Here is an 18,506-nt window from a genome sequence, read left to right as displayed (position 1 = left end):
TCAGCTTACCCGGGCATAGTTGCGTTTGGGATGTCGCTGGACCGCAGTGATGTTGATGCCCTCGATAAGCCAATGCAACTGCTCGACGGACAGCGTTACGATCTGCGTCTTGCTATCAGGCCAGACGAAATGGTCCTTCGCTTCGAGTCTTTTCATCAGGAGCCAGAAGCCATTGCCACTCCAGCCGAGAATCTTGATCTTGTCGCAACGCCGGTTGCCGAACACGTAGAGCGCTGACGACATTGGATTCAAACGCATCGCCTGCTCGACAAGTATCGACAGGCTGTTGATGCCGGCCCGGAAATCGATGGGATCGCGGTGCAGGTACACCTTCAGATCTTTGTCGAACCGGAACACGGCATCCTCCCGAGCGTGTGGATCACCGTGATCAGTTCGTCGATGCTAGCCTCACCAACATCGAATTCGACGCCGTTCGAAAGACGCACGCGCAACGAGAGCGTCATCGAAGGAACTGGAGCCGACGATGTTGGTGGCAGTGCCACCGGCGGAGCAGCAGTCGACACGACCGGCACGAATGCCGACGGTGTACCCGAGAGGTCGATCGGGACGCGATCGGCGACCATCGGCGCTTGGGCGACCTTCTCGCGCTCTACCTGGGCCTGGCTCTTCTGATACCGCGCGATCCAGCTGCGCAGCAGGTTCGGATTGAGTTCGTGCTCCATTGCAGTCCCCGCGATGGAGACGCCAGGCTGCAGACAAAGCTGCACAAGTTCATCGCGAGCAGCATCGTCGTATTCACGACGACCATCTCGTTTCCGGCCGATCACCAACCGGCTAAGCAAATCTCGTTTCTCACTCATACCCTCTGATGCCAGCTGTCCACGTGGACACGTAGCATCAGAGTGTTACGAATTTCGCTCAAGGACGTCGTTGACGGACCGCATACAACGCATCTTCGAGCGCAATCCATCGCTCGTGTTGAAGGGCACGCCGCAAGCGATGCTGCGCTCCTTCGTCCTCGTGTCGTTCACAGTGGACCGAAACGGTCGACTCGTCGATTCCTCTGTGCATCGCACCAATGGCGACGACGAAGCCGAGGCTACCGCCCTTGCATCGCTGCGACGCGCGGCACCGCTGCCTGCGCCGCCCGCTCGGCTCCTGAACGGCAACGGTCAGCTTGAACTTTTCGAGGGTTGGATGTTCAACGACAACGGCCAGTTCCAGTTGCAAACGTCGCACTCCCCACAGGCGATGAGCATCAACTAGTTTCCTTTTAAGCGCTTCAGTCCTCAGTCACGATCACAAACGCGGCGTAGAGCAACGTCGATAAGTGCTGATGCGGCCCGCCGCCACGAACACGGGCTCGACCGTCGGAATACGGCAGCACCCGACCCAGGTTGTGTGGAAACCCGATGGCATAACAATGCGACGCGTGACCCTAACCCCTGCGACGCATTTGAATGCCTTTGCGCGTATCACGGCGCTGACGAGACGGCGATCCCTATGAAGCGTTATAGACGAGTGTAAGGACTTTGTTTCAGGTCTACGGGGTGCTCACGCACCCACCAGCCGCATCGCCCTCATCGTCTTCTTGAAGCCCAGGATTTTCAGCACTCGCGTGAGATTGTAGGCGAGTACGTTCAAGCTCATCTCGGTTCCCTCGTTGGGCAGCCTGCGCGTCAGAAAGTGCGTGTAGCCCATCCAATGCTTGAACGTTCCAAAGACATGTTCGACGGTTCGACGGCGCACGGTCATCGCATCAGGCGTCTTGTCCAGCCGACGTTGAACTGCCTCCAGCACCGACTCATGCTCCCATCGACTTATCCGTCGTTCGCCGCTGGGCGTGCACTGTGCCTTTATTTTGCATTGCGAACAGGCGCTGCTCCAGTATCGGTGTAGCTGCATCCCGTGTTCCTCGCTGGTGTAACGGTAAATGGCTCGTTCTCCAGCTGGACATTGGTATTCGTCGTCCCGCGCAATGTAGATGAAGTCTGCCTTGTCGAATCGGCCATGGTATTTCGCACCTGATGTTGTCGGCTTCGGCAGCATGACCGCAATCCCCGCATCGGCGCACTCCTTGATCTGAGGCCCAGTGTAGTAGCCACGATCGGCGACTGCCCGCAGTCTGGCCTTACCCATTGCGTCGCGCGCAGCTTTTGCCATGGGACTAAGCTGCGCCCGATCACTACCAGAGTTTGTGACCTCGTGAGCCACGACGAGGTGGTGTTTGGCGTCAACGGCCACCTGCACGTTGTAGCCCACCATTCCCGAGCCTTTGCCGCTCGTCGCCATGGAGCGAGCGTCGGGATCAGTCATCGAGAGTTGGCCATCAGGCTGCGTCTTGAGTTGCTCCTTGATCTGATCGAGATTTCGCATCTGCTCGCGTAAGCGCGCGATCTTGTCCTGCAATCGAGTGGTCTTCGCTTCCAGCTCAGCGGGTTGCGTACGATCGGCAGTTTCCAGCGCGTTCAGATACCGCTGGATGCTCTCCTCGATCTGCTTCTGCCGCTTGTCGACCTTACCCTCGGTGAAGTTGCGATCGCGCGTATTGACTGCCTTGAACTTGCTGCCGTCAATGGCGACCAGTGCTTGCGAGAACAGCTTCAGCTCGCGGCACAGCATCACGAAGCGGCGACACACATTGCGAATGCCGATGCCGTTGTCGCGACGGAAGCCGGCTATCGTCTTGAAGTCCGGCGCCAGACGACCCGTGAGCCACATCACTTCAACATTGCGTTGACACTCCCGTTCCAGGCGACGGCTCGATTGGACCCGGTTCAGATAGCCGTAGATATAGATCTTCAGCAGCACTGCTGGATGATAGGACGGGCGACCTGTAGTCGACGGCATCGCGCCATCGAAGCCAAGTGAGCCAAGGTCAAGCTCTTCAACGAACGCCTCAATGATCCTGACCGGATTGTCCTCGGCGACAAAATCATCGAGGCATTCTGGAAGCAGCGTCACCTGCTTGCGGTCTTCACCTTCTATGAATCGCTTCATCCGGTCACCCATGCTGAATGAGTTAATCCAGTCTAGGTGATCAGCGTGTTTTCACACAAGCTCGACCCGTTCACGTCGGTCACGTTGTCTGCGGGTAACTGGGTGGTCTGGTCATCCAAGCCGACTTCCCGGGGCGACGGTCCGGCATTCCCGATCGGCTTGCGGGATCCGACCCATGTCATCACAAAACGATCGGCTACAGGGCGCCTGGTTTCCAGCGAATCGTCGGCATCGGTCTGTCGGGCGGCAGGCGTTTCCTAAGCGGCTTTGCATTGCGCCTCGTCGGGGCAGCGTTGCAGACCGAGAATGCAGCAACCAAAGGCATGCCGCCGGTCGGCGTTCGCCCGTGCCCGAAAGTTGGCATGCACGGATCTCTTCAACTAAAGTACAGATTAACCGGCCGCATCTTGCATGCTCGCTCATCCCGCGCAACGGCGGCTTCGGGAGGTGTGTCGTGTTGCGCCAGTGTCTTGCCCGTCTTCTTTTGCGCGTCGCGGTGCCAATCGCGATGCTCGCGGGCATTGCGTGCCTGACCTTTGCGGCAACTCCGTCGGGCACGCCGCCAGTAACTGCCAAACAACCGGCACCGGAGGCGGAACAGACGCTCGCAGCGAAGGCGGAGTTGGCGCCGGCGGCGAGCGCCGCCGAGACGCCGGATTTTCCTGCCATCGTTGAGCGCTACGGGCCGGCCGTCGTGAATGTCGGAGCCGCCTCGCCCGACGATCAGCCGCGAACGGCGACCCCCGACACGCTCGATGCCGACGATCCGCTCCTCGCCTTCTTCAAGAGCGTGGCACCGCAGTTCCAGGAACCGGCCAATCCTCCGGGCGTCATCTTCGCCACGGGCTCCGGGTTCATCGTGAGCGCCGATGGTTTCATCCTCACCACCGCGCATGTCGTGAACCAGGCCGACGAAGTCAGCGTGACCCTGACGGACCGGCGCGAATTCAAGGCGAAGGTTCTGTCGATCGATGCCGGCAGCGATGTCGCGCTGCTGCGCATCGACGCGGCCGGGCTTCCCGCCGTCAGGCTCGGTAACTCTTCGAAGGTGCGGCCCGGCGACCAGGTGCTGACGATCGGATCGCCCAGGCGCTTTCAGACGACGGTCACGGCGGGCATCGTCATTGCAACGTCGCCCGATGCGGCAGGCGGTAAGTCCTTTGCCTTCTTCCAGACCGAAGTCGCGACCCATCCCGACAATTCCGGCGGGCCGCTCTTCAATCGCGCCGGTGAGGTGATCGGCATCGACGTACAGGTGTATGGCGGCAAGGAGCGCTTCCAGAGCCTGACCTTCGCCATCCCGATCAACGCGGCCAAGGCGGGCATACAGCCCGCAGGACCGCGCGAGGCATCGAAGAGCCGGCTGGGCATCGAGGTGCAGGATGTGGACCCCGGACTGGCGGGCGCCTTTGGCTTGCCGCGGGCGGCGGGTGCGCTCGTGATTTCGGTGGCGCCCGGTTCTCCGGCGCTCGACGCGGGCCTCAAGCCCGGCGATGTCGTCGAGCAGGTCGGCGACAAGACGATCGAGCATGCCGCGGATTTCGTCGCGCAGGATGCGGCGCTCGCGCCCGGCGACAAGGTCGTGCTGCAAATCGTGCGCGGCGCCAGGCCAATGACGGTGACGATCAACCCGGGCGAGGCCGTGAAAGGCACACAAGCGCCGAAGAGCGGAGCGAGCGCAGCGAATCGGCTCGGTCTTACCGTGCATCCGCTGACCGACGCCGAGCGCCGCAAGAGCGATCTCCCGCAGGGCCTGATGGTCGAGTCCGCTTCCGGGGGGGCGGCGAAGGCGGGCATACAGCCCGGCGACATCGTCCTCGGCGTGAACGATGCGCTCGTCGAGTCGCAAGAGGAACTCGCCGCATTGACTTCCAAGACCGGCAAGAAGGTCGCCTTGCTGATTCAGCGCAACCGTGCGCGCAGCTTCGTGTCCGTCGATTTGAAATGAACGACTGGGGCGGTCAGCGGGATCCAGCATCGATGGTCGCCAGGCGCCGGATTCCAGGTTCAGGAGGTGATCGTGATCAAGAATATTGCCACTGCCCTGCTTCTCGTGGCCGCTCCGCTCCTCGCATTGGCCGGGACGCCGACGCTCCATTCGCGTAGCGCGTTGGTGTACGACATCCGGCATCAGGAAGTCCTGCTCGAAAAGAACGCCGACACCGTGCGCCCTGTTGCCTCCCTGACCAAGCTGATGACAGCGATGGTCGTGCTGGACGAGGCGCAGTCGATGCAAGAAACACTGATGATCGGCGACGCCGACATCGACCGGCTCAAGCATTCGGGCTCGCGCATCCCGGTGGGCGCAACGCTCGAACGCGAGGAAATGCTGCGCCTCGCGCTGATGTCGTCAGAGAATCGCGCGGCCTCCGCACTGTCGCGCGCGTTTCCGGGAGGTCAGCGTGCCTTTCTCCGGAAGATGAACGAAAAGGCGCACGCCCTGGGCATGGTGGCTACGCAGTTCGACGACCCCACGGGGCTGTCGGCCGACAACGTCTCCACTGCGCGCGAGCTGATCAAAATGGCGGATGCCGCGTCACGCTACCCATTGATCGGCGCTTTCACCGTACTTTCCCGTTACGAGGAAGTCATCGGCACCAGAACGAGGTTCTATCGGAACTCGGATCCGGTCGTCGACTGGCCGGACTGGAGCGTTCAATTTGCGAAGACGGGTTATACCCGCGAGGCCGGACGCTGCATTCTCGTGGAAGCGGACATGCCGAATGGTCCCGTCATCATTGCGCTACTCGGCGCGCCTTCCTCGTGGGTGCGTTCGATGGATCTGGTCATGATTCGCCGCTGGCTGAACGGCGACGAAACCCCTGTCGTGATGCCGCGCGTGTATCACGCGAGCACGCAGTATCGCCATCATCAAACGATCACTCGATCGCATTGGGCCAGGGCGCAACTCGCCGCATACCGGACAAATGGCAAGCATCATTCTGGCAAGCGGCATCTCCGCCTGGCATCCTGACGTGCACCCTATCGGGTTTCCGGTTTCGCTTCGCTTGTGGCTTCAACTGCCTGTCCGTCAGCCAGCAGAGGCTGCAGCGCCGGCCCGAGCGACTTCACAACTGCACGGCAAGCGCACTCGTGAAGTCGAAGTGCGCTGCATAGGGCTCGCGGACGTAGGCCGTGAGCGTGCCGAAGAAGCGCTCGCCGATCACGAAGACGAACGTGGCCGTCCTGTTCACCTTGCGCGGTTCGATGAGACGCCGGCCGCGGGCATACACGTTAAAACGCTGGTCACCCGTGCCCGTCCTGCCGGAGACGTCGAGTGCGCGGCCATCGGGCGAGGCCATGCCATCGGCGAGTCGCTTCGCGGTGCCGCCCTCGACGACATCGCGCAGGAGCCGTTGAACCACAGTCGCGATCTCGGGCGCGAGCAACGGCTTCGCCGGCGCGCTCACCTGGGTGAAACGGGACTCAACCTGGGCTCGACGGCCAAGATGCGCACGGTCAGAAAGCGTATAGACGGTCAGTCAGCTCGCATTGAGAGCACCGCCCGCGCTCCCAGAGCGCACCTCTCCCCAGTAGGCTGCAGCGGCGCCAGTGCCTGGTCCTCAGCCGTCGCCTCGATTCGCCCCTCTCTGACCTTCTCTTGGTGCCGGCGCTCCCTGCCCCGCGTTCGGCTGTCCCACCTGGTTGCCGCGTCCACCACGTCATGGGGGGGTGCGGAAGTTCGGCGTTGGTCGGTGGCCAGCGTCGTGGGGCGGCGGTTATTTGTCTCAGTGCGACCCTCAACCGCCGTTCAGGCCCGCACAAATCACCGACAGCTTCCGGATCGCAACGGCCGTTCGGCTTGACACTCAGTCCCACAATTCATCGGCCGCTGAAGTCTCTTATGCGGCGCGCCGCAAAAAATGGCGGCGACCGCAAAGTCAAAGTCTATGCTGGCGCTGGGCGGCGCAACGAGAGGGATGCCCTGCTCAAGGTCTTAGTCTGCGTGTGCGCGATCGAACGCCCACACTTCGGGGAAACCCATCAACTCGCACATCTCGGAGAACGGATACATCGCGTCAACGGCGGCTTCCGTGCTCCTGTGCGCCAGAATCTGCCCGTACATCTCCTTGAGCGCCTTCGCGACGGCTAAAAAGCCTGAAGCCGGATAGATCGCGAGAGAGAAACCGAGCTTCTGCAACTCATGGGGCGCAAGCTGCGGCGTCCGTCCACCTTCGACGACGTTCACCAGCAACGGAACATTGAAGGTTCGCCCGATCGTTTCGAGTTCCTCGATACTCTCCGGCGATTCGATGAACAGCACATCCGCACCAGCCTTCGCATACGCCTCGCCACGACGCAGCGCTTCATCGAGGCCGAGGGATGTACGTGCATCGGTGCGTGCGACGACCTGGAAATCGCGATCGCTGCGGCTTTCCACGGCGACCTTGATTTTGCGCACCATATCCTCGACCGGGATCACCCGCCGCCCTGGTGTATGGCCACATTTCTTCGGAAATTCCTGATCCTCGAGTTGAATGCCTGCCGCTCCCGCTTGCTCATAACCTCGGACGGTATGCGCGACGTTCAGTAATCCGCCATAACCCGTGTCGCCGTCGCAGATCATCGGCGTGTTCGTGGCGCCGCAGAATGCCGCGACGCGATTGACCATGTCGGTGTAGGTCGCGAGGCCCGCATCCGGCAGACCGAGGTACGACGCTACGGTGCCGAAGCCCGTCATATAGAGGCACTCGAAGCCCATTGAGTCGGCCATCTTCGCGGAGATCATGTCGAAGATTCCGGGCGCAGTGACAATCTCTCTGCGCGCGAACCGCGCTTTCAACGCTTGACGCTTGCTTTGCTGTGTGACGCTCATACGTGTCCTGTTTAACGAGTGAAGTGAAGTTTCAACGTTGCGATTCATGTGAAAGCGATGACGCCGGCAGTGCATCGTTCGTGTCGATCGAAGGCGCAATGTCCTCGAGCGAGCGTCGATTCGTCTCGATACCGAACACTGCAAGGACGACCGCCAACACGACCAGCGCGCCGATGATCATCGTCAGCACGTCCTTCACACCGCCCGTCGCGTACATCATGACGACGAGTTGCGGCGCGAAGATGCCCGTAATGCGCCCGGCGCAACCCGCGATGCCACTTGCCCGCATGCGGTTCTCCGTGGCGAAGAGCTCGGGGATGTAGGTCGCAATGCCCAGCGCCACCATCAGATACGTGAGCGTGAACAGCAGGAAGCCGAGCAGCGTCGCCATTTCGATGCCGGTGGAATGCCCGTATAGCCAGCCGATCACCGCCGCGAGCGCCGACACCGCGATGAGCCCCTTCTTGCGCCCGATCTTGTCGGCGAGAAGTACGCCTAGCAGCGCGCCTGCCGGTCCGCCGAGCGACATTAGCGCCGTATAGCCCAGCGACGATGCCATGCCGATGCCCTGTTTCATCAGGAACGTTGGCACCCAGACGATGAAGCCGTAGATCACCATGTTGATCGCAACCTGCACGATGATAGACACGAACGTGCGGCGGATCTGCGAGGGCCCGAAGAGCTCCAGCAACGTAGTTTTCTTGGTGACGGTGTACGGCGCATTGACGACGGGCGGCAACGTTGAATTGTGCGCCGACTCCTCCTCCGCTGCGCGCAGGATCGCTTCGGCTTCGTCGTAGCGGCCTTTCGATTCGAGCCAACGCGGTGACTCGGGCATCTTTTTGCGAAGGACCCACACGATCATCGCGCCGACGCCAACGATTGCGAACATAGCGCGCCAGCCGATCGACGGGATGATCAGATAGCCGAGAAACGTCGAAAAGAACAGCGCCGAGTTGGTGATGAGCGACAGATACGCTGACCATTTTCCGCGCACGGTGGGCGGCATGAATTCGCCGACCGATCCGTAACCGACGACGATCTCCGCGCCCAGGCCGAGGCCCATGAAAAAGCGGCACACAATCAGCCACGTCATGTTCGGCGCAAACGCGCCCGCGATCGACGCGAGACCGAGCACTGCGAGATTGAATTGATACGTGAATTTGCGGCCTTTCGCGTCACCCAGCACGCCGGCGGTAAACGCGCCAATCAACATGCCGATGAACGTCGACGAGAGGAACGCCGCGTTCAGGTGCATCGTTGACCAGCCGGTCTTTGCGAGCGCGCCGAGCACGCCGCCGGCAAGGTAAATGTCGAACGAATCCAAGAACATGCCCCCGCCAATCAGCCACAGCACGCGCCTGTGAAAGCGTGAGATCGGCAATCGGTCGAGACGTGCACCGGCGCTTACGGTGCGTACGGTTGTGCTATCGGTGCTCAGCATGTGTCGTCTCCAGTGTTGTCGTCGTCGCGACGATCGAATGACTGCTCGTGATGCTGTTGCTGCTCGAACCATGCTGAATCAGGAGGCGGGATGCTCCCGGTCGCGGCGGTCGAGCACTGCGTTTTCAGCGGCAAGAATGTGGCAACGCATGGCTGCTTCCGTCCACGCGGCGTTGCGCTGTTCGAGCGCGCGAACGATTTCGAAATGCTGGCGTGCGCTGCGCACGCGGTCGTCGTCGCTATACGTGCCGAAGGTCCACTTGATGAGCGGCGTTTCCTTCATCGATTTGAGCGAGCGGTCGAGGCGCGCGTTGTTCCCGGCGGCCGTGATAATTGCGTGGAACTCTCCGTTCGCGCTGAACCACGCTTCGCTGGATTGAGGCGTGGATGGGCGTTGTGTGATCGCGAGCATCGCATCAGCCAGCGTCTGGAGACGCCCGATGTCGGAAACACCGATGGACAAGGCCGCGCGTCCCGCGAGATAGGGCTCGACCAGAAGACGCGCCTCGAAGATCTCGCGTGCATCCTGCAAGGTCCACGCTTTCACGCGCACGCCGTAGTTCGGGCGCGTTTCAACCCACCCGTCGGCATCGAGACGCCGCAAGGCTTCGCGTACCGGCGTGCGACTCACCCCCAGACTCTTGGCAAGCTGTTCCTCGCGCAGATATTCACCTGCGCCATATTGGCCGCTGGTGACAGCGTCCTTGATCGCGGTGTAGACGTCATCCGCTGAACGCACTGGTTCATTCTGCATTGTATGCAAAGTCGGAGTATCAAGCGCCATTTTGGCCTCTCCATGGCTATCCAGGCTGACATTGTATGCAATTTATGACGCGATGAGATGTAGAGGATTTCCCGCAGTGCGGGTTCTTTACCGGGTTTTGCAATGCAACCTGTAGCGTGCCTTGCGCGGCGGGACTCAAATACGAGCAGTGCGGATGGTCAGGAAGCCCCTTCCGGATGGTCGACGGCCTGCTGACCTTGGTGAAGGGCAAATGCGGCTGTTTTCGGTGGCGTCGACCCGGGGCAGCATTGCGCGCGACATCTCTGGTTTTACGAGAGGAGATGCTGCGGCTGTCGAACGTCTCAACGGCCGCCAGCAGGTAGGCGAGGAGGTAGACAGGCAGCCGGTGCCCGCAACGCCGCGCTGTTCTCGCGCGCCGCGTTCCCGCCATTGTTTTCGCTGTGCGGGACGGCGGCTGACCGGCCGACTTGCTCACAACTTGGAACGATAACGATTGCGTCACGCCGTGAGCGCAGCGCCGCCGTCAAGCGCGGTTCGTTCACTCTCCTAAGCGTTTAGACGTCGGTTGTCAAGGTGGAGCAGCCGTTCGAGTGGCCGCGTGCGTACGCCAACGAGGGTCGGCAACTGGCCGAACTGAGCCCGACGACGATCGGCTCTAATCACCACTTTGAGTCATTCAAAATCGAATCTTGAGCGGCCGCTCCGCTCTCGCACGAGCCGATCGTCGGCGTCTGATTGACCCACGCAGCGCTATCGTTCCAGGTCGTCGCAGGCCAAGCGTATCGACTGGATGCACGGATCCTGAAAGAGGAATTCCATCGCGCGGGCCCGGTGCAGCGGTTATTGCTGCGCTATACCCAGGCATTGATCACCCAGATGGCTCAGACAGCCGTCTGCAACCGGCATCTTTCGTTCGACCAGCAATTGTGCCGCTGGCTGCTGCTCAGCATGGACCGCCTGCCGTCAAACGAACTGACGATGACACAGGAACTGATCGCCAACATGCTTGGCGTGCGCAGATCCGGCGTGACGGAAGCGGCGCTGAAACTGCGGGACGCGGGGCTGATCCGCTACAGTCATGGCCACATCGCGGTGCTGGATCGACCGGGGCTTGAAAAGCGCGTGTGCGAATGCTACAGCGTGGTGAAACGGGAGTTCGACCGGCTGTTGCCTGATCTGAAGGCGATATAAAACGCGCATCTTTCCTGCGCGGACGATCAGCGCCGGGCTACCGGCAATGCCCCTGCAGCACTCCCGGGAAATACGGCTGGCGCTTTTTACCAAGGCGGGCACGCAATTGAACCCGGGCGTGAAAGGGAGAAACTTTCGTCCGCGACCGGACCACTGGTGAACAGAATTCCGCGCTTTGGCTGGTGTATCGCCAAGCGTTATCTGGATCGCCCCCAACAATCTCCTGGCCGGCCCAAGGGCAGTCGGACTGACAGCCCGGCAATGCCCCCGGCTTGCCGTCCCCGGCACGCGGCAGTCGCGAACTCCGGGCGGAAAAAAGAAATCCCGATGTCCACCACCGTACCGACTGCGTGGCAAATCCATGCCAGCCTCACGCTACAGGGCGGCTCTTTTTCGGGTCGCGCAGACGGTCGCCAGCATCACGTCGAATTTTGCGCAGATACCTCGCGAAAGGCCTGAAGATTCATGGCACGTGGCGAGAGAGCGGCGACGGGCTCGTCGTAACACGGCGTCGGAAAGGAGTCGTCTCATGTTGAGCATACTATTGATAGTCATACTGGCGTTCCTGTTGATGGGGGTGATGCCGACCTGGCCGCACAGCCGTTCGTGGGGCTATATGCCAAGCGGGGTGCTGGGTGTGCTGCTGGTCGTGGTTCTCATATTGCTGCTTCTGGGCAGAATATAAGAGCCGCTTTGCCTCGTAACGCCTGACGTTCGACGGAAATGCATGAGGATCGGTGACTCGCGATCATCTCGTACACGACTCGAACATGAGGTCCATCCAATCAGCTTGCCGTTCCGACGCTGCCACATTCGTTGACATGGATCGATTGAGCACCACTTACGCACTCACAGGTCCGTTGATCCACCTAAACTCGTTATATGCGACGGCCGCGCCGGAACGGAACCTCCGTCGCAGGATGGCTTTCCATTGATCTTGCGGTCTGCGTTTAGCGCAGACGCTCGCCTCTCAACGGGCTCACCATGTCATTACTCGACGGTAAGCACGGCTTGCGCGCCCTATTCCTACTCCCTGTCTGGCTCAGGCATTCATCGCCGCCGGCCGCAGTACCGTTGAGCGCGAGTAGCGACACACTCGCCGAGTTCGCTCGCGTTTCAGCTGAAGAAGCGCTACAGCGGCTGCATAGCGTGCCAGCGGGCCTGACGGCCGACGATGTGGCGCAACGGCTGCGCACAACTGGCCGCAACCAGGTCGCGCACGAAGTGCGTCACACAATCGCCGGCGAACTCGCCCGCCGGTCGCTCAATCCCTTGAACCTTCTGCTGTTGTCGCTGGCCGTAGCTTCATCTCTGCTCGGCGATCCACGCGCGGCGATCATGATTTCGCTGATGGTTCTCCTTAGCGTCTCGCTTGGCTTTCTTCAGGAACACCGTTCGAACAAGGCCGCCGACGCGCTGCGCCGAATGGTGCATACAACGGCAACCGTGCGCCGACCTGACACGGGCGATGGAGCCGATCACGTGGACGTCCCGATCGATCAGCTCGCGCCGGGCGATGTCGTCCTGCTGTCGGCCGGCGACATGATCCCGGCGGACCTACGCCTGCTCTCCGCTAAAGACCTGTTCATCAATCAGTCGACGCTGACCGGCGAGGCCATGCCGCTCGAAAAGGTGGCACAAACTCAGGCGGATGCAGCTGAAACACCCTTCGATCTCCAGAATATCTGCTTCATGGGCAGCGCCGTCGTCAGCGGCATTGGCTGTGGCGTCGTCGTGCTGACAGGCAGGCGGACGGCCTTCGGCCACGTCGCCGACATGATCGCCGCGCAACGCGTGCAGACGAGCTTCGACAAAGGCATCACACGGTTCACCTGGCTAATGATAGGTTTCATCGTGGTGATGGTGCCCCTCGTGTTCATGATCAATGGTCTGTCGAAGGGAAACTGGTTCGAGGCGCTCCTGTTCGCAGTTGCGGTTGCGGTGGGGCTCACGCCTGAAATGCTGCCGATGATCGTCACAGTGAATCTCGCCAAAGGCGCCATGGCGATGTCGCGTAAGAAGGTCATCGTGAAGCGCCTGAACGCGATCCAGAATTTCGGCGCGATGGACGTTCTGTGCACCGACAAGACGGGCACGCTAACCCAGGATCGCGTCATTCTGAAGCGCCATCTGGATCTGCAAGGGAACGAGTCGGACAAGGTACTCGAATACGCTTACCTGAACAGCGCGCATCAGTCCGGGCTGAAGAACCTGCTCGACATTGCCGTGCTGAAGCACGTCGAACTGGTTGAGCAACTCAAGGCACACGAGCATTACAGCAAGATCGACGAGATGCCCTTCGATTGCGAGCGTCGCCGCTTGTCCGTCGTTCTCGCGCGGGCAGATGGCACTCACGTGCTGATCTGCAAAGGGGCAGTCGAAGAGATGTTCGCGGTGTGCAGCCGCTATGCGATTGACAACGATACGGGCGCGCTCGACGACAGCCATTTCGCTGCCGCAAAGCAAACTACTGCTGCGCTCAACGCAGATGGATTCCGCGTCGTCGCGGTCGCGTATAAGGAAATGCCGGCGCTACAGGCGACCTACTCGGTCGCCGATGAGGACGATCTGACGCTGCTTGGCTACATTGCCTTTCTCGACCCACCAAAGGAGACAGTCTCAGCGGCGATCGCGACCCTGGAAGCAAGCGGCGTGAAGGTAAAGATCCTGACAGGCGATAACGACATCGTGACCCGCAAGATCTGTCACGAGGTCGGCCTCGCCGTGGATCGCGTGGTGCTCGGAAAGGAGCTTGAACAGTTGACGCCCGGACAACTGGCGGATCTTGCCGAGACTGCGTCCGTCTTTGCCAAGGTGTCGCCGGCGCAAAAGTCATCGATCATCGACGCGTTGCATCGAAAGGGACACGTCGTCGGCTTTCTGGGCGACGGCATCAACGACGGTCCCGCGCTCAAGGCGGCGGATGTCGGTGTGTCCGTCGACAGCGCGGTCGATATTGCGAAGGAGTCGGCCGACATCATCCTGCTCGAAAAAAGCCTTGCGGTGCTGGGCGACGGTGTACTCGAGGGGAGAAAGGTGTTTGGCAACATTACCAAGTACATCAAGATGGGGGCGAGTTCGAATTTCGGAAACATGTTCAGCGTGCTCGGCGCCAGCGTCATCTTGCCATTTCTGCCCATGGCGCCGATTCAGGTGCTCACCAACAATCTGCTTTACGACTTTTCGCAAACCGCCATCCCGACCGACAATGTGGATGCAGAATATCTGAGGGTGCCGCGGCGATGGGATATCGGCAACATCGTGAAGTTCATGCTGGTGATCGGGCCGATCAGCTCGATATTTGATTACGTCACTTACTTCATGATGCTTCATTTCTTCAACGCATGGGACCGACCGTCGCTGTTCCAGACAGGCTGGTTTGTTGAATCGCTGCTATCGCAGACGCTGATCATTCACATTATCCGCACCGCTAAGGTCCCCTTCCTCGAAAGTCGAGCGAGCGCTGCGTTGATTGCGACGAGTCTCATCATCGCCGCGACCGGTGTCGCCATCCCGTTCACCTGGGTGGGAACCTTCCTCGGATTTACCCCGTTGCCTCCGACCTACTGGATCGGTGTCTTTCTGATTCTTGCGAGCTATGCCGTGCTGACGCATCTTGCAAAGATGTGGTTCGTTCGCAGGTTCGGACTGGATTGAATCATGTACGGCCTCGTACCGACTCCTGGCATGATTGCGCACACCCTAAATATGGCTGCCGCGCGTTTCATTTTTCAGGCACGCATGCTGCTCGCGACCGCAGAAGCCGGCACTTGCAGCACATCACCGACTCCGCTCACGGCTGCGCCGCAGAGCAGCCGCGCCCCCGCAGCAGGCTGGACAGTATCCTCGAGGTCGACATGTGTAAGCGCATTCTGATCGCAATCGACGGCAGCGAGACGTCGAGGCATGCCTTTGAAGGTGCATTGCAACGCGCTCGCGAAAACGATGCGCAAGTGCAGCCTCTGTACGCCGTCGACAATCCGCTGCTGGCATGCGATGCGATCGGTTACGGCCCTTCGATCCTGCGCGAAGCAGGTCTGGCAGAAGGCCGCCTGCTTGCGGCCGCAGCACTGATTGCGGTGAAGCGCGACGCCGTCGCGGGCACGCCGGTGACCGTCCAGGTCGAACTCCCTGGTCAGGACGTTGCGGAACGTGTGCGGCTCGCCGCAAGCGACTTCAAGGCCGATCTCGGGGTGCTCGGCACGCACGGCCGGCGAGAGTTTCGGCGGCCTGTTCCAGGGAGCGTCGCCGAGCGTGTAGTACGTAGGACGTGTTCTCCCGTGCTACTGGTGCCGAATCTACAGGATCGGCCAACGTCCACGCCAGCCACCGGCCAGCAATTTGCGGCCGGCCGGTAAATGTGACTTGCAAATCCTCGAGCGTAGTCTTTTCGCTTCAAATCAATGCGCACTCCGCAAATTCGCTCCATTCCTCCGCGCCTCACGCAATCCGACGACGCGCTTTCCGTGCAGCCTCGGCTCCCGCCGCCGACCGGCACAGGATTAGTGCGGGTTGCACCGGGTCTGCTCGGCAAGGGATCCCGGCTGCGCTCGCTCGGGCTCTTGGCAATGGGCTTGGCCGGCTTTGTTGCGGTCGTTCTTGTCGCGTTGCATTTCGGTTCGCTTCAGAAGATGCTCGAATTGGCGCGATCGGCGCGTCCGGGCTGGCTGCTCGTCGCCTTCGTCGCTCAGGGAGCAACCTATCTCAGTGCGGCCTTCGTATGGCGTCAGGCATTGCAATGCGCCGGCCATCCGTTGCCGCTACGGGTGCTCGTTCCGCTCGGCATAGCCAAGGTCTTCACCGATCAGGTTCTCCCGAGCGGCGGCATCAGCGGCACGATGCTGGTCGTGCGCGGACTGATCAGGCGGCGCGTGCCCGCCGGGATTGCAATGGCGGCAATGCTCGCCGGCCTCGTGTCTTACGATGGTGCGTATCTCATTGTTGTGCTCGCCAGCGCCAGCGCGCTGTGGATTCGGCATCGGATGAATCTCCCGTTGGTCATCGGCGTCGCGGTTTTCGTGGTGGTCACCATCGCCGTACCGGCTGCCGTCCTGGGACTGAAACGATGGGGTCAGCGCAAGCCGATTGCCTGGGTCAGCAAGTGCCTGGGCGGAACCGACCTGCTCCAGGAACTCACCGATGCGCCCACCGAGTTGCTGCGCAGCCCGTGGCTGCTCATGCAGACCGTGGTTTTGCAGTTGGCCATCTTCCTGCTCGATGCCATGACGCTTTGGCTCGCGTTCAATGCGCTCGGCGAAGTGCCAGCGCTCTGGATCGTCTTCGTCAGTTTCGCCATTGCGTCGATGGTGGCTACCATTGGTCCGATCCCGGTTGGACTGGGGACCTTCGAAGCCACGAGCGTCGGCATGCTGAGTCTGCTCGGCGTGTCGATTGAAGCAGCGTTAGCAGGGACGCTCCTGCTACGCGGCCTGACCTTCTGGCTGCCGATGTTGCCTGGCCTCTGGCTGGCACGGCGCGAACTCAGCCGCGCATCGGGTGTACCCGCCGTCGTTTCTGCGCCTCGCTAACGTGAGCTAACCGCCACGGCGGCCAGGCGCGTGGATAGCCCGCCGTGGGCGACGAGCGCACGCGCATTTGCGGCCAGCCGGGCAAAACGAGCAGCACCAACCCCGGCACGATCGTGCCTACGATGAACGTCAAGTTTGCAATCCGGACGAAACCGTCGCGCCATTTAGCACGGTCCATGTAGCTATCCAGTAGAAGCCGGACGCAAAAAGCCCCGCGCAGATGCCGTTCGACGCACGTGCCGGCCGACTAATGGGTGTCACGTTGGAGAGGCAGCCGGGTAAGATCGCGAGTTGAAAAGGACGCAATCTCTCTATCATGGCTACCGCTTTCCGGCGGGGATCATCAACTGCGCGGTACGCTGGTACTATCGGTTCAACCTGAGCCTGCGTGACATCGAGGAGTGGCTGCATGAGCGCGGCGTGACGGTCACGTACGAATCAGTGCGCCGCTGGTGCGACCGGTTCGGCGCGCCATTCGCCCGTCTGGCGAAAGCGGCACGGGGCAAGTCGGGCTCGACATGGCACCTGGATGAGATGTTTGTGAACCTGCGCGGCGAACCGTACGCGCTATGGCGCGCCGTGGATGAACACGGAACCGAACTGGACGTGCTGCTGCAGAAGCGCCGCGACAAGGCAGCGGCAAAGCGCTTTTTCATACGGGTGTTGCGTTCAGCTCCCGTGCCGCGCAAGATCGTCACCGACCAGTTGCGCAGCTACCCGGCCGCAAAGGCAGAGATCGGCGAATTCGCATGCGTGAAGCACGTGTTCGTCAAAGCGGCCGCGCGGGTGAACAACCGTGCCGAGAACAGTCACCAGCCCACGCGTCGGCGCGAACGTCAGATGCGAGGCTTTCGCGATCCACGTCGCACGCAGGCGTTCCTTTCCTGCTTTGGTCCGATCCGGCAGCACTTCGCGTTGCCCGGGCACCGGATGACGGCCTCATGCCATCGCGCCAACTCAAGGCGCTGTTCACCGTGTGGCAAAGCTGGACGGTGGCAGAAGGCGTCGGCCAGCGCTAATTAATAAGCATAACGATACGTCTGCGCCTAACCCAGTCTGTCCCCGTCAATTTGACAATGCCGTTGCGGCTTGTGCGTCGTGTCCCCGCTCGCGGAACAGCTTTTCCCGGGTACCAGCCTTAAATGGCCTAGTTTTGGGCTTCATGTGCGCTTACCTCGGGGGCTTGCAATTCGAACCATTCTAGTCCGGTGCCAGCGGTCCACGTTGAGGTACGTCAAAATCCTCGCGTTCTGATCTGGACCGGACGCGAAGAGGCTCGAAGCAGCTATTCAGCTACCCTATCAATGCACGTTCCGGTCTACGATGTGCTCGCTATGTCTCTGCTCTACCCGACGATGGCGCGGCAAGCCGGGCAATATGAAAGTTGGACGGGATGGCCCCGCAGCGAGATATACCAATTGCGATCCACTGAGCAGGGACATCAAGCTTTTGTTTGTAACTTCGACTGCGGCTTAGCTCCGGGCGAGGCGACTGGCGCCTCCCCCTCAACCAGGCCACTCCGAAGAGGAGCACAATCACCTTGCTGCACCGTCAATCACCCCCGTAAGGAGTAGCCATGAGCGCCGAAGCTTTGAAGAAACTGTGGGCGGAGTTCGACGACCTCGCATCCAAGAGCGAAAGCGAGGACGTTCAATTCGTGATCAGGGCCATTAAGCTGCACGCGGAAGTAATGGACTCCCGCCTCGCGGCCCTTGAGGCGATAGCAAACGTGTCCGCCAGGCATCCAACGAAGTAGCCTTAGACGATCGGACTGAGCATCCGGCCGCTGGGCGGGCGACCGCCCCGCGTCCGGCTCCCTGCC

15 protein-coding genes and 2 pseudogenes are annotated in these 18,506 nt (G+C 61.0%); 10 read left to right on the top strand and 7 right to left on the bottom strand.

Going from position 1 to position 18,506, the window contains the following annotated elements; all coding sequences use genetic code 11:
- On the bottom strand, window positions 1–357 hold the full coding sequence (gene tnpB, locus P0D80_RS40545; RefSeq protein ID WP_063494965.1) for an IS66 family insertion sequence element accessory protein TnpB: 357 nt from the start codon (window positions 355–357) through the stop codon (window positions 1–3).
- Complete coding sequence (locus P0D80_RS40540; RefSeq protein ID WP_408292134.1) at window positions 333–821, bottom strand: transposase; 489 nt, start codon at window positions 819–821, stop codon at window positions 333–335. Before P0D80_RS40540 ends, tnpB begins: the two co-directional genes overlap by 25 nt.
- Here P0D80_RS40540 and P0D80_RS40535 point away from each other — a divergent pair.
- On the top strand, window positions 784–1,227 hold the full coding sequence (locus P0D80_RS40535) for an energy transducer TonB family protein (protein WP_408292181.1): 444 nt from the start codon (window positions 784–786) through the stop codon (window positions 1,225–1,227). The two genes, P0D80_RS40540 and P0D80_RS40535, sit on opposite strands and share 38 nt — an antisense overlap.
- Before the next feature lie 288 nt (window positions 1,228–1,515).
- On the opposite strand, the gene P0D80_RS40530 is transcribed toward P0D80_RS40535, so the two are convergent.
- A complete protein-coding gene (locus tag P0D80_RS40530; protein ID WP_408292132.1) occupies window positions 1,516–2,961 on the bottom strand; it encodes an IS1182 family transposase in 1,446 nt (481 codons plus the stop codon).
- 454 nt (window positions 2,962–3,415) lie between these two features.
- On the opposite strand from P0D80_RS40530, the gene P0D80_RS40525 reads away from it, so the two are divergent.
- Together P0D80_RS40525 and P0D80_RS40520 are read left to right on the top strand one after the other, a co-directional pair.
- Window positions 3,416–4,909, top strand: a complete 1,494-nt coding sequence (locus P0D80_RS40525) for a trypsin-like peptidase domain-containing protein (protein ID WP_408292130.1) — start codon at window positions 3,416–3,418, stop codon at window positions 4,907–4,909.
- 72 nt (window positions 4,910–4,981) lie between these two features.
- Window positions 4,982–5,935: a serine hydrolase gene (locus tag P0D80_RS40520; protein WP_408292128.1), complete on the top strand. Its 954-nt coding sequence runs from the start codon at window positions 4,982–4,984 to the stop codon at window positions 5,933–5,935.
- 8 nt (window positions 5,936–5,943) lie between these two features.
- Here P0D80_RS40520 and P0D80_RS40515 read toward each other — a convergent pair.
- The 4 genes and pseudogenes from P0D80_RS40515 to P0D80_RS40500 all read right to left on the bottom strand — a co-directional run.
- A pseudogene (locus P0D80_RS40515) lies at window positions 5,944–6,389 on the bottom strand (glycosyl transferase family 51); the annotation flags it as partial.
- Between the two features lie 509 nt (window positions 6,390–6,898).
- Window positions 6,899–7,777 carry an isocitrate lyase/PEP mutase family protein gene (locus P0D80_RS40510; protein WP_408292126.1) on the bottom strand — a complete coding sequence of 293 codons (879 nt, stop codon included), beginning with the start codon at window positions 7,775–7,777 and terminating at the stop codon, window positions 6,899–6,901.
- 31 nt (window positions 7,778–7,808) lie between these two features.
- A complete protein-coding gene (locus P0D80_RS40505; RefSeq protein WP_408292124.1) occupies window positions 7,809–9,221 on the bottom strand; it encodes an MFS transporter in 1,413 nt (470 codons plus the stop codon).
- Between the two features lie 78 nt (window positions 9,222–9,299).
- Window positions 9,300–10,004: a GntR family transcriptional regulator gene (locus tag P0D80_RS40500; protein ID WP_408292122.1), complete on the bottom strand. Its 705-nt coding sequence runs from the start codon at window positions 10,002–10,004 to the stop codon at window positions 9,300–9,302.
- A 729-nt stretch (window positions 10,005–10,733) separates the two neighbouring features.
- Between P0D80_RS40500 and P0D80_RS40495 the strand changes: the two are divergent.
- The 7 genes and pseudogenes from P0D80_RS40495 to P0D80_RS40465 all read left to right on the top strand — a co-directional run.
- Window positions 10,734–11,156, top strand: a pseudogene (locus tag P0D80_RS40495) (Crp/Fnr family transcriptional regulator); the annotation flags it as partial.
- Between the two features lie 529 nt (window positions 11,157–11,685).
- Window positions 11,686–11,841, top strand: coding sequence for a DUF3309 family protein (locus P0D80_RS40490; protein WP_408292120.1), 156 nt, complete (start codon window positions 11,686–11,688; stop codon window positions 11,839–11,841).
- A gap of 299 nt (window positions 11,842–12,140) precedes the next feature.
- Window positions 12,141–14,813: a magnesium-translocating P-type ATPase gene (mgtA, locus tag P0D80_RS40485; protein ID WP_408292118.1), complete on the top strand. Its 2,673-nt coding sequence runs from the start codon at window positions 12,141–12,143 to the stop codon at window positions 14,811–14,813.
- A gap of 113 nt (window positions 14,814–14,926) precedes the next feature.
- Window positions 14,927–15,514 carry a universal stress protein gene (locus P0D80_RS40480; RefSeq protein WP_408292116.1) on the top strand — a complete coding sequence of 196 codons (588 nt, stop codon included), beginning with the start codon at window positions 14,927–14,929 and terminating at the stop codon, window positions 15,512–15,514.
- A 45-nt stretch (window positions 15,515–15,559) separates the two neighbouring features.
- Complete coding sequence (locus P0D80_RS40475) at window positions 15,560–16,684, top strand: lysylphosphatidylglycerol synthase transmembrane domain-containing protein (protein WP_408292114.1); 1,125 nt, start codon at window positions 15,560–15,562, stop codon at window positions 16,682–16,684.
- A gap of 291 nt (window positions 16,685–16,975) precedes the next feature.
- Window positions 16,976–17,707 carry an IS6 family transposase gene (locus tag P0D80_RS40470; protein ID WP_459252771.1) on the top strand — a complete coding sequence of 244 codons (732 nt, stop codon included), beginning with the start codon at window positions 16,976–16,978 and terminating at the stop codon, window positions 17,705–17,707.
- A 553-nt stretch (window positions 17,708–18,260) separates the two neighbouring features.
- On the top strand, window positions 18,261–18,440 hold the full coding sequence (locus P0D80_RS40465) for a hypothetical protein (RefSeq protein ID WP_408292112.1): 180 nt from the start codon (window positions 18,261–18,263) through the stop codon (window positions 18,438–18,440).
- Window positions 18,441–18,506: the final 66 nt, after the last annotated feature.

It is taken from the genome of Paraburkholderia sp. RL17-373-BIF-A (assembly GCF_046030175.1).
Lineage (GTDB): Bacteria > Pseudomonadota > Gammaproteobacteria > Burkholderiales > Burkholderiaceae > Paraburkholderia.
The sequence above is the reverse complement of the archived record's forward strand: the minus strand, read 5'-3'. Positions and strand labels throughout refer to the sequence as shown.

Excerpts from the sequence above, each read along its gene's own strand:
- P0D80_RS40540 (WP_408292134.1), bottom strand. The coding sequence starts at position 821 with ATGAGTGAGAAACGAGATTTGCTTAGCCGGTTGGTGATCGGCCGGAAA.
- P0D80_RS40530 (WP_408292132.1), bottom strand. The coding sequence starts at position 2,961 with ATGAAGCGATTCATAGAAGGTGAAGACCGCAAGCAGGTGACGCTGCTT.
- P0D80_RS40465 (WP_408292112.1), top strand. The coding sequence starts at position 18,261 with ATGAGCGCCGAAGCTTTGAAGAAACTGTGGGCGGAGTTCGACGACCTC.
- P0D80_RS40490 (WP_408292120.1), top strand. The coding sequence starts at position 11,686 with ATGTTGAGCATACTATTGATAGTCATACTGGCGTTCCTGTTGATGGGG.
- P0D80_RS40500 (WP_408292122.1), bottom strand. The coding sequence starts at position 10,004 with ATGGCGCTTGATACTCCGACTTTGCATACAATGCAGAATGAACCAGTG.
- P0D80_RS40505 (WP_408292124.1), bottom strand. The coding sequence starts at position 9,221 with ATGCTGAGCACCGATAGCACAACCGTACGCACCGTAAGCGCCGGTGCA.
- P0D80_RS40510 (WP_408292126.1), bottom strand. The coding sequence starts at position 7,777 with ATGAGCGTCACACAGCAAAGCAAGCGTCAAGCGTTGAAAGCGCGGTTC.
- mgtA (WP_408292118.1), top strand. The coding sequence starts at position 12,141 with ATGTCATTACTCGACGGTAAGCACGGCTTGCGCGCCCTATTCCTACTC.
- P0D80_RS40475 (WP_408292114.1), top strand. The coding sequence starts at position 15,560 with ATGCGCACTCCGCAAATTCGCTCCATTCCTCCGCGCCTCACGCAATCC.